General features: G+C 64.0%; 14 protein-coding genes. 7 read left to right on the top strand and 7 right to left on the bottom strand.

From position 1 onward, the window contains the following. Positions 1–22 precede the first annotated feature (22 nt). From OWC48_RS22525 to OWC48_RS22535, 3 genes are all read left to right on the top strand, one after another. Positions 23–1,375 (top strand): O-antigen ligase, encoded by a 1,353-nt coding sequence (locus OWC48_RS22525; protein ID WP_282521922.1) that lies wholly within the window; start codon positions 23–25, stop codon positions 1,373–1,375. A gap of 117 nt (positions 1,376–1,492) precedes the next feature. Further along, positions 1,493–2,635 (top strand): GNAT family N-acetyltransferase, encoded by a 1,143-nt coding sequence (locus OWC48_RS22530; protein ID WP_282521923.1) that lies wholly within the window; start codon positions 1,493–1,495, stop codon positions 2,633–2,635. A gap of 110 nt (positions 2,636–2,745) precedes the next feature. Further along, positions 2,746–3,630, top strand: a complete 885-nt coding sequence (locus OWC48_RS22535) for a protein-L-isoaspartate O-methyltransferase (RefSeq protein ID WP_282521924.1) — start codon at positions 2,746–2,748, stop codon at positions 3,628–3,630. Positions 3,631–3,731: 101 nt separating this feature from the next. Here OWC48_RS22535 and wrbA read toward each other — a convergent pair whose 3' ends face one another. Genes wrbA through OWC48_RS22550 form a run of 3 tightly spaced genes read right to left on the bottom strand, consistent with a single transcriptional unit; the run spans position 3,732 to position 5,878 of the window. Next, positions 3,732–4,331 (bottom strand): NAD(P)H:quinone oxidoreductase, encoded by a 600-nt coding sequence (gene wrbA, locus OWC48_RS22540; RefSeq protein WP_282521925.1) that lies wholly within the window; start codon positions 4,329–4,331, stop codon positions 3,732–3,734. A gap of 46 nt (positions 4,332–4,377) precedes the next feature. Further along, positions 4,378–5,076: a pirin family protein gene (locus OWC48_RS22545; protein ID WP_282521926.1), complete on the bottom strand. Its 699-nt coding sequence runs from the start codon at positions 5,074–5,076 to the stop codon at positions 4,378–4,380. A gap of 49 nt (positions 5,077–5,125) precedes the next feature. After that, the gene (locus OWC48_RS22550) at positions 5,126–5,878 is read right to left on the bottom strand and encodes an SDR family NAD(P)-dependent oxidoreductase (RefSeq protein ID WP_282521927.1); all 753 of its coding nucleotides are present in this window, start codon (positions 5,876–5,878) and stop codon (positions 5,126–5,128) included. 119 nt (positions 5,879–5,997) lie between these two features. Between OWC48_RS22550 and OWC48_RS22555 the strand changes: the two genes are divergently transcribed. Continuing rightward, positions 5,998–6,936, top strand: a complete 939-nt coding sequence (locus OWC48_RS22555) for a LysR family transcriptional regulator (RefSeq protein WP_028147962.1) — start codon at positions 5,998–6,000, stop codon at positions 6,934–6,936. Between the two features lie 129 nt (positions 6,937–7,065). Next, on the top strand, positions 7,066–7,587 hold the full coding sequence (locus OWC48_RS22560; protein ID WP_282521928.1) for an REP-associated tyrosine transposase: 522 nt from the start codon (positions 7,066–7,068) through the stop codon (positions 7,585–7,587). Positions 7,588–7,640: 53 nt separating this feature from the next. Here OWC48_RS22560 and OWC48_RS22565 read toward each other — a convergent pair whose 3' ends face one another. After that, positions 7,641–7,898: a hypothetical protein gene (locus tag OWC48_RS22565; RefSeq protein ID WP_166344774.1), complete on the bottom strand. Its 258-nt coding sequence runs from the start codon at positions 7,896–7,898 to the stop codon at positions 7,641–7,643. Positions 7,899–8,046: 148 nt separating this feature from the next. Here OWC48_RS22565 and OWC48_RS22570 point away from each other — a divergent pair, with 148 nt between their 5' ends. Both OWC48_RS22570 and OWC48_RS22575 read left to right on the top strand, forming a co-directional pair. Then, positions 8,047–9,033, top strand: a complete 987-nt coding sequence (locus tag OWC48_RS22570; protein ID WP_282522120.1) for a tripartite tricarboxylate transporter substrate binding protein — start codon at positions 8,047–8,049, stop codon at positions 9,031–9,033. A gap of 95 nt (positions 9,034–9,128) precedes the next feature. Next, complete coding sequence (locus OWC48_RS22575) at positions 9,129–9,491, top strand: cysteine rich repeat-containing protein (RefSeq protein WP_282521929.1); 363 nt, start codon at positions 9,129–9,131, stop codon at positions 9,489–9,491. 126 nt (positions 9,492–9,617) lie between these two features. On the opposite strand, the gene OWC48_RS22580 is transcribed toward OWC48_RS22575, so the two are convergent. The 3 genes from OWC48_RS22580 to OWC48_RS22590 form a co-directional block, all read right to left on the bottom strand. Beyond that, positions 9,618–10,484 carry an adenylate/guanylate cyclase domain-containing protein gene (locus tag OWC48_RS22580; RefSeq protein ID WP_282521930.1) on the bottom strand — a complete coding sequence of 289 codons (867 nt, stop codon included), beginning with the start codon at positions 10,482–10,484 and terminating at the stop codon, positions 9,618–9,620. 186 nt (positions 10,485–10,670) lie between these two features. Beyond that, on the bottom strand, positions 10,671–11,138 hold the full coding sequence (locus OWC48_RS22585) for a YbaK/EbsC family protein (RefSeq protein WP_282521931.1): 468 nt from the start codon (positions 11,136–11,138) through the stop codon (positions 10,671–10,673). 41 nt (positions 11,139–11,179) lie between these two features. Continuing rightward, the gene (locus OWC48_RS22590; protein ID WP_282521932.1) at positions 11,180–11,911 is read right to left on the bottom strand and encodes a haloacid dehalogenase type II; all 732 of its coding nucleotides are present in this window, start codon (positions 11,909–11,911) and stop codon (positions 11,180–11,182) included. Positions 11,912–12,207: the final 296 nt, after the last annotated feature.

Below are 12,207 nucleotides of genomic sequence, written 5' to 3' on the forward strand. Positions count from 1 at the left end.
GCCTTGAGCCATGGATCGAAGCATGGATCGAAGCGCCGCTGACATGACCGACGTCGAGACCCGAACGCTGGGCCACATGCTGCACGATGGGCTCGCGAGGCTGAATGCCGCGCAGGCGGCGCGCTGCCTCGTCGCGGTGGCGGCTCTGCTGCTGGTGCTGATTACGCTCGATCCGTTTCCTGACCTTCGCAACGAGGATGTGACCACGGTCGTCGGCGGGCGCATGGCGCTCACCTATATCTCCTGGGGTCTGCTGGCTGCGGTCGCAATGTTGTTCGTCGCCGCCACCGATGCGCCCGCGCTGAAGAGCCTGGTGACGCCATTGCATCTTTGCCTCGTCGGCTGGCTGTTGATCAACATCGTCTTCTCCGAGAGCCGCGGCGTTTCGATCCAGCGCTTTGCGCTGGCGGTCAGCGTGACGTCGTTCGCCGTGCTGTTGCCATTGCTGCCGCCGACACAGCGGACTTTCAACTTGTGCCTTGGCGGCGCCGCGCTCGTGCTGCTGGTGCTGTGCCATCTCGGCGTCTTCCTCGCGCCGCAATATTCGATGCACACCGCGCTCGACCTCACCGAGCCGCAGCTTGCCGGCGACTGGCGCGGCAGTTTTGGTCACAAGAACATTGCGTCGCCCGTGATGACCATCCTGGTCTATGTCGGAATTTACCTGGCCGCCGTCGGCTCGTTCGTGATGGGACCGGCGATCGCGGCGCTCGCCGGCATCTTCCTGATCTTCACCGGCGGCAAGACGTCGACGGTGCTGTGCCTTGCGATCTACGCGCTCGCCTCGCTGGTCTATGTCACGCCAGGCCTGTGGCTGAAGCGGCTCATCTGCTTCGTGCCGCTGATCGTGATGAACCTGCTGACGGTCGGCAGCGTCTTGAGCCCGGCGCTCGGGGCGCTGACGCGGCTGCTTCCGCTCGATCCCACCTTCACCGGCCGTTCCGCCATCTGGGAATTCGCGCTCGCGGCCGTCGCCGAGAAGCCGATCATCGGTCACGGCTATGCGGCGTTCTGGGACGATGTGACCGCGCGGCAGACGGCCCAGGGGTCCGAATGGGCGACGTCCGCCGCGCACAGCCACAACAGCTATCTCGACCTCGCGGTCACCATCGGCTTGCCGGGGCTGTTGCTGGTGATCCTCGTCTTCGTGCTCGCACCGCTCGGCAATTTCCAGTCGGCCCAGGCTCACAGCCGTAGCCGCGCGCTGGCAAAGCTGTTCCTCACCATATGGCTGTTCGGCTTGTATTACGGTGCCACCGAGACCTTCCTGCTCGAACGGCAGAATCCGATCTGGTTCATGTTCGCGCTTGCCGTGGCGGGCCTGCATTTCCTCGCCAGGTTCCAATGCGTCGAACAGACGGAACCGGAGCGCTGACAGCTTGTCGCAGCCGGCGCGATAGTGATGTTGGCTTAACGATAAGCCGTTACGTCACTTGTGGTCTGCGACAAACATAACCTATCTGGAAACATTCAGTAATCGCATGTCCCGCGGATGACGTTTCTCAGCGTCGAGCAATCAGATGGTCTTGTGTCCAGCACGTCGGGAATCGCTGTCGATTTCGCGCGTGATTGGCGGCAGGCCGCATCGCTCCTGAGCGCCGGGCATCGCACCGCATTCCAGCACGGTTACTGGCTCGGCGCATGGTACGAGGCGTTTCACGACTTTGCGCCGCTGATCGCATTGATCTCCGATGCCGCGACCGGCAAGGACATCGCCGTAGTGCCGATGATCAGCCACATCAGGCGCGGCATCCGCATCGTCGAATTCGCCGACCTCGGCGTCTCCGACAACAACGCGCCGATCCTGGCGCTTGATGCCGCGTTGGACGCGGCGGCGACGGATGCGATCGGCAAGGCGCTGGTCGACGCGGTGCGCGCCTTGCCCGAGCGCTTCGATCTGCTGCGGCTGAAGAAGATGCCGACCCATGTCGGTGGCAAGCCGAACCCGCTGGTGTCGCTCGGACGGATCGGATCCTGCTCGCTCAACGGCAATCTCGTGCTGACGGGCGACGACTATGGAGCTTATCGGGCCTCGATCAAGCGCATGCAGATGCCGCGCTGCTGGCGGGTCTTCAGTCGTCATGCCGGCGCGCGGTTCGAGATCGCCACGGATGTCGCGCGTGCGCGCGAGCTTTTGGACGTGATGGATGTCCAGCAGCAGGCCCGCATGCGAAAGCTCGGCTCGCGCTTCGTCCTCGACGACGACGCTCATGCCCGATTCTATCGCGAGGTCGCCCGCCAGGGTATCGCGGAAGGCTATGCCGTCATCTCGGCGCTAGTCTGCGACGAGGCCGTCGTCGCCACCACGTTCGGCGTCAGGTCTGGTGCGAGCTATTTCCTCCTGCGCATCAGCCACGCCGGCGATTCATGGTCGAACTGCTCTCCGGGACTGCTCGTCGCCGAGCGCACTATGGCGGCGCTGCATGCAGAGGGCGTGCGCCGTTTCGATCTCAGCATCGGCAACCAGGACTACAAACGCCGCTTCGGCGCCGAGAAGGTCGCGTTGACCGACGTCAGCATCGCGCTGTCCTGGCGCGGCGCTCCCTATGCATGGCGCGACCATGCCGCGCAGAATCTGCGCCGCTGTCCCAGGCTCGCCGCCTTCGCCAGCCGGGCGGTACGCAAGATGCGGTGACGGAGGCCGTCCGTACCCGCGTCATCGCACTGACACAAACTCGCGATGGCGTTGTGCTTCCGGTTCTCGCGGACGTTGTGCTATCGTCGCCTCCGCTTTCCGGAGGCGACATGGAAGATCGTTCGGCGAAATATCGCGCATTCTATGCGCAGTTGATCTGTGCCGCAGCCAAGACGACGGATCCCCGTATCGAGCAGGCCTTTCGCACGGTCAGGCGCGAACCCTTCGCCGGACCCGGGCCGTGGTCGATCGCCGTCGGGGGCCATCCCTATGTCGTGACGCCCGACGATGACCCCGCCTTCCTCTATCAAAACACGCTTCTGGCGCTGGACCCGGCGCGCGGCCTCAATATCGGGATGCCCGGCGCGCACGCTTTTTGGCTCACCGGCTGCGGTGTGAAGGAAGGCGAGACGGTGATCCAGATTGGTGCCGGGAGCGGCTACTACACGGCCATTCTCGCCGAGCTCACGGGACCTTCGGGCCGTGTCCATGCCTATGAGATCGACGAACGCCTGGCGGCACTCGCGCGCGAAAATCTGAAGGACATCCCGCATGTCGAGCTGGAAGATCGCTCGGGCATCGCGTCCGATCTGCCTGCCGTGGACGTGATCTATGTCTGCGCTGGCGCGGCGCAGCCGGCCACGGAATGGCTCGATGCGCTGCGGCCCGGCGGCCGGCTGGTGTTTCCGTTGGCGCCGGAGGGCATGCTCGGTGGCATGTTGATGATCACGCGCCCGGACGAGGGCGCGGTCTGGCCGGCGAAATTCCTGAGTCGAGCCCAATTCATCGGCTGCGCGGGACTGCAGGACGCGGACGCCGCCCAACGATTAGCCGAGGCGTTCGCGAAAGGATGGGAGAGCGTGCAGTCTCTGCGTAGAGCGGCCGCTCCGGACGAGACGTGCTGGTTTGCCGGTGAGGGCTGGTGGCTCTCGACGGCTGCGGCACCCGTCCCGACGGATTCAATCAAGCCCCACGCCGACCTCACGCAGGCATGACGGACCGCTCGCGGGCGGCATTCCCGAATGAGAATGCCGCCCGCGTCGCATCAGCCATGCAGTCGTTCGTCAAGCTTAGCTGCGAGGTTCAGCCATGTAGCTCAGCCATGAAGTTTCCTGGCGGTCTCCGCGATCTGGCGCCCCTGATAGCGCGCGCCGGCGAGCTCGTTGGCGCTGGGCTGGCGGCTGCCGTCGCCGCCGGTGATCGTGGTGGCGCCGTAGGGGGCGCCGCCGGTGACCTCGTCGAGCTTCATCTGGCCGGCAAAGCCGTAATTCATGCCGACCACGACCATGCCGAAATGCAAGAGGTTCGTGATGATCGAGAACAGCGTCGTCTCCTGGCCGCCATGCTGGGTCGCGCTCGCAGTGAAGGCGCCACCGACCTTGCCGTGCAGCGCGCCCTTGGCCCAGAGCCCGCCGGCCTGGTCCAAAAAGTTCGCCATCTGCGAGGCCATGCGGCCGAAACGGGTGCCGGTGCCGACGATGATTGCGTCGTAATTGGCGAGATCCTCGATCTTGGCGACGGGGGCTGCCTGATCGACCTTGTAATAGGACGCTTTGGCGACCTCGGCCGGCACCAGCTCGGGCACGCGCTTGATGTCGACGGTGGCGCCGGCCTCGCGCGCGCCTTCGGCGACGGCGTTGGCCATCGCTTCGATGTGGCCATAGGCGGAATAATAGAGGACGAGAACTTTGGTCATGGTGGTCTCCGCTGGGATTACGTGAGGTGATTGGTTGCTTGGATCGTTACGCCGCGTCGACGAGCACGAGCTCGGAGTCTTCGAGAGCCGTGATCTTCAGCTTGTCCTCGTCGCGGATCGCGGCGCCGTCGCGGGCGTTGACGCGCACGCCGTTGATTTCGACCGCGCCCGCCGCCGGCACGAGATAAAGGTGGCGCGACTTCTGAGCTGAATACTCAGCCGTTTCGCCGGCCTTCAGTGTGGTCGCCAGCACACGCGCATCGGCGCGGATCGGCAAGGCGTCCTTGTCGTTCTCGTCGCCGCTCGCGATGGTGACGAGCTTGCCGGAGCGGTCCGCCTTCGGAAACGGCTTCGAGCCCCAGGTCGGCTGGCCCCCGCGCGCCACAGGTTCGATCCAGATCTGGAAGATCCGGGTCTTGGTCGGCTCGAGATTGTATTCGGAGTGGCGGACGCCGCTGCCAGCGCTCATCACCTGCACGTCGCCCGCTTCGGTGCGGCCCTCGTTGCCGAGGCTGTCCTGATGGGTGATCGCGCCCTCGCGCACATAGGTGATGATTTCCATGTTGGCGTGAGGATGGGCGGGAAAGCCGGTGTCCGGCGCGATCTCGTCGTCGTTCCACACCCGCAAGGCGCCGTGACCCATGTTGTTCGGGTCGTAATGGCCAGCGAAGGAGAAATGATGCTTGGCCTTGAGCCAGCCGTGATCGGCGCCGCCGAGCTTTGCGAAAGGTCTGAGTTCGATCATCTGCGTAATTCCTTGTGTAATTCCTTGGGTTGAATGGGTGGCGCCTGGATCAGGCGCCGAACCCGCCGTCGACGTTGAGCACCGTGCCGGTGACGAAGGAGGCTTCCGGGCTAGCGAGGAACACGACGCCGGCGGCGACTTCCTCGGGGCGGCCGAAGCGCTGCAGCGCGTGCTGCTTGCGCTGCGTCTCGGCGAACTCGCCGCCGTCCTTCGGGTTCATGTCGGTGTCGATCGAGCCGGGCTGCACCACGTTCACGGTGATGCCGCGCGGGCCGAGGTCGCGTGCCGCGCCCTTGGTGTAGCCGACGACGGCCGCCTTGGTGGCGACGTAGTCGGCAAGGCCCGGGAACGAGGCACGGTCGGCGAGCATGGAGCCGACGGTAACGATGCGGCCGCCTTCGCCCATCAATTGCGAGGCCGCGCGGATCGCCGCGATCACGCCGTGCACGTTGATGGAATCCTGCCGTTCAAGCGCAGCCGTATGGGCGTTCGCATCGTCGATCGCGCCGCCCGCGGCAACGCCGGCATTGTTGACGAGGATGTCGAGATGGCCGAATTCCCTGGCGACGTCGTTGACGAGCTGCGTCACGTCCTTGGCCGAGGCCTGGTCGGCCTTGAAAGCGCGAGCCTTGACGCCGCGGGCCTTGAGCTCGGTAACGACCGCCTCGGCCTTTTCGGGCGAGGCGACATAGCTGATGGCGACATCCGCGCCTTCATTGGCGAGAGCGCGGGCCGAGGCCGCGCCGATGCCGCGCGAGCCGCCGGTGACGAGGGCAACCTTGCCTGAGAGCTTCTTGGTCATTGGATTTCTCCATTCCGTGGGTTTGCGATTGACCCTTGGATAAGCCTCCGCCTGTGGTATAGAAATAGAAACTGTTGAAACGCATTGTTTCCTTAAATATCCCAATTGGACCGGCTCCCATGGCAAAACTCCCCGATTTCGAGGCGCTCGCGATTTTCGCAAAAGTCGTGGAATTACGGTCGTTTGCAGGGGCCGCGAGCGAACTTGCGATGTCCAAGGCAACGGTGTCCAAGGCGGTCACGCGGCTGGAGGAACGGCTCGGCGCCCGGCTGTTCAACCGCACCTCGCGGCGGCTGGCGCTGACCGACGCCGGGCACAAGCTCGCCGAACGCGCCACGCGTCTGCTCGTCGACGGCGAGGCGGCCGAGAACGAGGCGCTGGCGCAATCGGTGGCGCCGCGCGGCCTGGTCCGGCTCGCCGTGCCCATGACGTTCGGGATCAAGGCGGTGGCGCCGCTGCTGCCGGAGTTCTTCGAAACCTATCCGGAGGTCTCGGTCGATCTGCATCTGAGCGATGCGACCATCGATCTGATCGGCGAGGGTTTTGACATGGCGGTGCGGATCGCGCGGCTGCCGGACTCTTCGCTGATTGCGCGGCGGCTCTTCACCATGCCGCGCTTCACGGTGGCCGCGCCGTCCTATCTCAAGAAGCATGGTCGGCCGACGCATCCGATGCATCTCGCCGAACACAAATGCTTCAGCTACGCCTATCTCTCGACGCCCAATGTCTGGAACTACACCAATTCGGCAGGCGAGCAGGCGAGCGTCCGTCCGGGCGGACAGCTTCGCGTCAACAACGGTGAAGCCGTGATGCCGGCGCTGATCGCCGGTCTCGGCATCGCCGAGCTGCCCGAGTTCATCGTCGGCGAGGCGATTTCGTCCGGCGAGGTTGAGGTGATCCTGAAAGACTGGAAGCAGGCCGAAGGTGCCGTGCATCTGGTGACCCCACCCGGCGGCCCGCGCCCCGCACGCGTCGAGGCGCTCGGTGACTTTCTCGCAGCGAAGCTGCCGGGCACCTGCAAGCGGCGGCCGAAGAAGGGTGTCAACAAAGCGGGGTAGATCCCTTGGTGGGCACGGCGCGTTGCGCCTTTGCCCACCCTACGTGATCTCGCTAGTCTATCCTGCAAACGGCTATCGTAGGGTGGGCAAAGCGAAGCGTGCCCACGCCTTTGCTTGATGGGATCGCAGATGTCTCGATATCGGCGCGCACAGGGCAGCACGTTCTTCTTCACGGTCGTGCTCGCCGACCGTTCAAGCACTCTTCTCGTTGATCAAGTTGATCGCCTGAGGCGAATTTATCAGACCGTCCAGCAGCGCCGCCCGTTCGAGACGGTCGCTATCTGTATCCTGCCCGACCATGTCCATGCCATTTGGTCGCTTCCAGACCACGACGTCGATTTTTCGTCGCGTTGGAATCTGATCAAAGGCGGCTTTTCCCGAGGGTTGGAGCCGCAGGAATCCTCGGCAAGCAAGCTTCTCAAGCGTGAGAAAGGCATTTGGCAGCGCCGGTACTGGGAGCACGCCATTCGCGACGACACCGATTTGGAGCGTCACGTTGATTACATTCACATCAATCCAGTGAAGCACGGTCTCGTCAGGCGTGTGCGCGATTGGTCTTTCAGCAGCTTTCATCGCTATGTTGAGCAGGGCACCCTTCCCGTGGATTGGGGAGGGGATGTGCGGGATATCGCGGGGCAATTCGGCGAATGATGGTGGGCACGCTTCGCTTTGCCCACCCTACGGCATCTCGCCTTGTCGTTCGACTACGACACCTTCACGCCGTTGATCGCGACAATGCGCAAGGCTGGCTTCAGCGTCCCCTCCAGCTGCGTCTTCAATTCGTGCACGCGTGGGTCGTTCGAGCGTGCCGCGCAGGCGGCGTATTGATGGACCGATTGCGCCAGCGCGCGCCGCGCTTCCGGTGTTCGCGTCAATTCGGGCTTTGAAAGCCGTAGGACGATCGCTGCGAGATTCACCAGCATCTCGTCCAGGGCGACGTCGATGGTCGCAAGATTCCGCATCACTCACTCCCTCAAGAGGGCAACAGCGGGTTCACGGATGCGTTCCTGACGGGGCCGGACATGGTCAATGCTTCGTTAATGCCTTGTTCTTGCCGCGTGGCACGCTAGGCTGGCGAAACAAAAGAAAATCGGGGGCGAGGGGACCATGATGGATCGACGCGATCTCTTGCGTGCCGCTGCGGCATTGCCGCTGTTGCGGGCTGCCTTACCTGACAAGGCCTTCGCGCAAGCCTATCCGGTGCGCAACATCACCATGATCGTGCCGTTTCCGGCCGGCGGACAGGCCGATCTCGCCGCGCGCCCGGTGGCGATGGCGCTGGAGCGGATTCTCGGCAAGCCCGTCATCGTCGACAACCGCGCCGGCGGCGGCGGCGGATCGGTCGGCAATGCCGCGGCGGCGCGCGCAGAGCCCGACGGCTATACGCTGCTGATGACACTGTCCTCGCTCGCGGTGCTCCCCGAGGCCGACCGGCTGTTCGACCGCCCCGTCGCCTACGAGGTCTCGCAGTTCATGCCGATCGCGCGCGTTCTGGCCGATCCCACGCTGCTCGCGGTGCCGGCCTCGGCGCCGTGGAAGACGGCGCAGGATTTCGTCGAAGATGCGAAGAGGCGGCCGGGCCAGATCACCTACGGCTCGTCCGGTCCTTACGGGACGCTGCATGTCGCGATGGAGATGTTCGCGAGCAGCGCCGATATCAAATTGCTGCATGTTCCGTTCCGCGGCGCGGGCCCGGCGCTGACCGCGCTGCTCAGCGGCACCGTGCAGGCGATAGCAGCCGCGCCCGGCACGCTGAAGCCGCAGGTCGACGACGGCAAGCTGCGCGTGCTCGGCAATTGCGGCGCACAGCGCATCGCGAGCTTCCCCGACGTTCCGACCTTCCAGGAGCTCGGCTACAAGGACGTCGAGATGTACATCTGGGCCGGGCTCTTTGCACCGAGTGCTCTTCCTGCGCCGGTCGCGAGCCGCCTGCGCGAAGCGATGGCGCAGGTGATGACGAGCCCGGATGTGCTCAGGAGCTTCGAGGCCTCGGGCAGTCTGGCCGCCTATCAGGACGCGCCGGCATTCTCGCAATTCGTGGCGACGGACAGCGCGCGGCTGATCGCGGCGGTGAAGAAGATCGGCCGGGTGGAATAGGTTCCCGCCGCACTTTCACATTTTTTTGTTGGTTCAGAACCTGACCGCGTCTCATTGATTGAAGACAAATCAAGGGAAACGAGAAGGATCGGGACATGCGAACAGAGCGAATTGCGCTGGGTCTGGCGCTTGCAGTCAGCGGCATCGTCGCGCAGGGCGCGGCGTCAGCCCAGGACTATCGCGGCACAATGGAACAGCAGATGGCGTGCACGCCGGATGTCTGGCGCCTTTGCAGCGACCAGATTCCGGATACGAACCGCATCGTGGCCTGCCTGCAGCAGAACACGCCGCAGCTTTCGAGCGCATGCCGGGCGGTGTTCCAGTCGAACAACCAGGCTCAGCCGCAGCAGCCGGTCCCGCGCGGCCGGGCTGTGCCGCCGCCGCGCTACAACAATGCGCCGCCGCCTGTCGCCGCGCCACCACCGCCGCGACCCTATTATGATGATGACAACGACTAGCGCGTGATCCGGAAAAGTGTGATCCGATTTTCCGAACAGGTCATGCTCAAGCAATAGCCTGAAGCGCGATGACAATTCATCGCGACATCTTCGCGCCTTGGGCGCGAAGATGCGGTCGCAACCGCCTCACTCCCGGCTCGTCTGGCGCTCGCCCTTGCTGTTCGACTCTGGTCGCTGCCGGAGCGCTGTCCGCAAGAGGGCACCGAAGAGTATTGCTGCGACCGGCCAGTGGAACCAGATCTTGTGCATGCCGGTGAAAACGTTGATCAGAATCAGAAAGCCCGAAACCGTGAGGGCCACTGCAACCGGGCGGGGCAGCTTCGCCAGCCAATCCGAGACGAAGCCCATCCAATTGGATGGCTCCTGCCTGTCGCCAATCCATCGCGCGCCGGTTTCCGAATTTGCAATTGCCCGCCCCTGGGGAGTGAGGCTTTCGTCAACCGGGAAGCTCCGTCGCCCAGCGCTTTGGCCGCTCACGGACACGCGATAGCTGGTCATGGGAGCAACGTTCTTCATTGGTCGCTGGCCGAGACAATCGAAGCCAACGGACAGTTTGTTGTGCACCTGATCGTAGACGGAACTCGAGATCACGACGCCGCCGGGTTCGGCGAGCTCTTGCAGCCGCGACGCGATATTGACCCCGTCGCCATAGATGTCGGACCCGTCCACCATCACGTCGCCGAGGTTGATGCCGATGCGAAACCGCATCGGGGGCGCGTGAGTTGGCTCCGAATCCTGGTTGGAAATTTCCTGCTGAATTTCGACCGCACATTGCACGGCCTCGACGACGCTGGCGAACTCGGCGATCACAGCATCGCCCCAAGTGTTCACGATCCGGCCGTCATGACGCTCTACCAGTCCCGCAAAGGCCGCGCGGTAGCGGCGCAGCGTCTCCAACGTTCCGGTCTCGTCTGCTTCCATCAGGCGAGAATAGCCCTGCACATCAGCGCACAGGACGGTGGTCAATCGTCGTTTCACCTTGTCGTCGGTCATGGTCCATATGGTAGCCTTCCTGACCGGCAATTGCATCAGGCATCGCATCTGGCCCCAACGCGGCTCAACGACCGGTCGTCCCGTCCCGAAACCGTCATAACCGGGCAACGAATTGCGGCCAGCCAGGTGCCAAAACCGATCTGGCGCCCTCCGCGCCGCGGTTCACGAGCACAGGCCGGAGCCGCCTTAAGGCCTGTGCTCGCAGACATCGACCCATTCGGCCGCGGTCAGCTCGGCCATCCGCTCGGGCGTGATACGCACGGCGCTATGGGTCGAGCCTGCGGCCGGCACCACCACGTCGAACGCCCTCAGCGATACATCGCAATAGATCGGCAGCGGCGACTTCAGTCCGAACGGGCAGACGCCGCCGACCTCGTGGCCGGTAATCTCGGCGACCTCCTCCAGCCCCAGCATCTTCGGCTTGCCGCCGAACGCAGCCTTGACCTTCTTGTTGTCCATGCGCGAGGTGCCAGCGGCGACGATCAGGATCACGCGCTCGCCGATGCGCAACGACAGCGTCTTGGCGATCCGACCGGGCTCGACGCCATAGGCTTCGGCGGCCAGCGGCACCGTGGCCGAGCTGATCGGGGATTCGATGACGGAGATGTCGGGGGCTCTCTCGGCGAAGAAGGCGCGAACGGATTGCAGGCTCATTCCAGTCAGCTCATTCCAAACTCATGGGCGGGCGGCGATGCTTAGGCGATCGTCGGCAGTTCCGAGAGCGCGCGGACACGATGATCCGGCGCGAACCCAAGCTCGTCCATCTGGGTCCGGATCGCCTTGAACATCGTCAGCGGTGCCACGAGTTCGTTCTCGACGCAAGCCAGCGCCATCGCCTCGGGCGTCACGCGCTCGATCCAGGCGACGTTCAGCCCGAACGACTTTGCGCCCGCGACGTCCCAGGGGTTGGACGAGACGAACAGAACCTCATCCGGCCTGGTGCCGAACGCCTCGCCGATCAGGGTGTAGGCCTCTGGAGATGGCTTGAAGACCTTCTTCGCATCCACGCTGATGGTGGCATCGAGCAGACGGTCGAGCCCGGAATTGCGCACGAGCGCATTCAGCATGTCCGGACTGCCATTCGAGAGGATGGCGAGTTTTCGCGGCTTCAGCGCCGCAAGCGCGGCGGCTGCATCGGGATAGAGATCGAGATGCAGATATTTCTCTATCACCCGCTCGAACGCTTCGCCTTCATAGGCGAGGCCGAGCAGGCGCAGCGTATAGGCGAGCGAGTCGCGCGTGATGGCGCCAAAATCCTGGTAGCGCCGCATCAGTGAGCGCAACCAGGTGTATTCGAGCTGCTTGATCCGCCAAACTTGCGTGATGATCTCGCCATAGCCCGGAAAAGCATCCTCGGTGATCTCCGCCACCGACTGGATGTCGTATAGCGTTCCGTAAGCGTCGAAGACGACGGCCTTGATGCTCATGGCTCGCTCCTTTGGGACTTTGCGGTGGCGCACGGACAATACCGAAACGGCCCGGTACTCGACAAGGTCGGAACCTTCTTCAAGCAATCGTCACCCCGTCGACCTCGCGCAGCAGATTGACACTGCCGCCGGCAGGCGTTTAATTCAGGCTACGGGGATTTGCGATCTCCCCGCGAGGCGACATGCCCAAGTATCGCGTCCTGGTCACCAAGGACGCCGCATGTCTTCTTTCATCTCGATCTCATCAGAGAAATTGTCCGGTCAATTGGTGCCGCCAGCGCGCCGACCTCGTCGAT

The sequence above is a fragment of the Bradyrhizobium sp. Arg816 genome, assembly GCF_029989365.1.
In the GTDB taxonomy this organism is placed as follows: domain Bacteria; phylum Pseudomonadota; class Alphaproteobacteria; order Rhizobiales; family Xanthobacteraceae; genus Bradyrhizobium.

What these genes read in the sequence shown, in the direction of transcription:
- OWC48_RS22530 (WP_282521923.1), top strand. Translation starts at nt 1,493, where the DNA reads ATGACGTTTCTCAGCGTCGAGCAATCAGATGGTCTTGTGTCCAGCACG.
- OWC48_RS22560 (WP_282521928.1), top strand. Translation starts at nt 7,066, where the DNA reads ATGTCTCGATATCGGCGCGCACAGGGCAGCACGTTCTTCTTCACGGTC.
- OWC48_RS22555 (WP_028147962.1), top strand. Translation starts at nt 5,998, where the DNA reads ATGGCAAAACTCCCCGATTTCGAGGCGCTCGCGATTTTCGCAAAAGTC.
- OWC48_RS22545 (WP_282521926.1), bottom strand. Translation starts at nt 5,076, where the DNA reads ATGATCGAACTCAGACCTTTCGCAAAGCTCGGCGGCGCCGATCACGGC.
- wrbA (WP_282521925.1), bottom strand. Translation starts at nt 4,331, where the DNA reads ATGACCAAAGTTCTCGTCCTCTATTATTCCGCCTATGGCCACATCGAA.
- OWC48_RS22580 (WP_282521930.1), bottom strand. Translation starts at nt 10,484, where the DNA reads ATGACCGACGACAAGGTGAAACGACGATTGACCACCGTCCTGTGCGCT.
- OWC48_RS22565 (WP_166344774.1), bottom strand. Translation starts at nt 7,898, where the DNA reads ATGCGGAATCTTGCGACCATCGACGTCGCCCTGGACGAGATGCTGGTG.
- OWC48_RS22585 (WP_282521931.1), bottom strand. Translation starts at nt 11,138, where the DNA reads ATGAGCCTGCAATCCGTTCGCGCCTTCTTCGCCGAGAGAGCCCCCGAC.
- OWC48_RS22535 (WP_282521924.1), top strand. Translation starts at nt 2,746, where the DNA reads ATGGAAGATCGTTCGGCGAAATATCGCGCATTCTATGCGCAGTTGATC.
- OWC48_RS22570 (WP_282522120.1), top strand. Translation starts at nt 8,047, where the DNA reads ATGGATCGACGCGATCTCTTGCGTGCCGCTGCGGCATTGCCGCTGTTG.
- OWC48_RS22525 (WP_282521922.1), top strand. Translation starts at nt 23, where the DNA reads ATGGATCGAAGCGCCGCTGACATGACCGACGTCGAGACCCGAACGCTG.
- OWC48_RS22590 (WP_282521932.1), bottom strand. Translation starts at nt 11,911, where the DNA reads ATGAGCATCAAGGCCGTCGTCTTCGACGCTTACGGAACGCTATACGAC.
- OWC48_RS22550 (WP_282521927.1), bottom strand. Translation starts at nt 5,878, where the DNA reads ATGACCAAGAAGCTCTCAGGCAAGGTTGCCCTCGTCACCGGCGGCTCG.
- OWC48_RS22575 (WP_282521929.1), top strand. Translation starts at nt 9,129, where the DNA reads ATGCGAACAGAGCGAATTGCGCTGGGTCTGGCGCTTGCAGTCAGCGGC.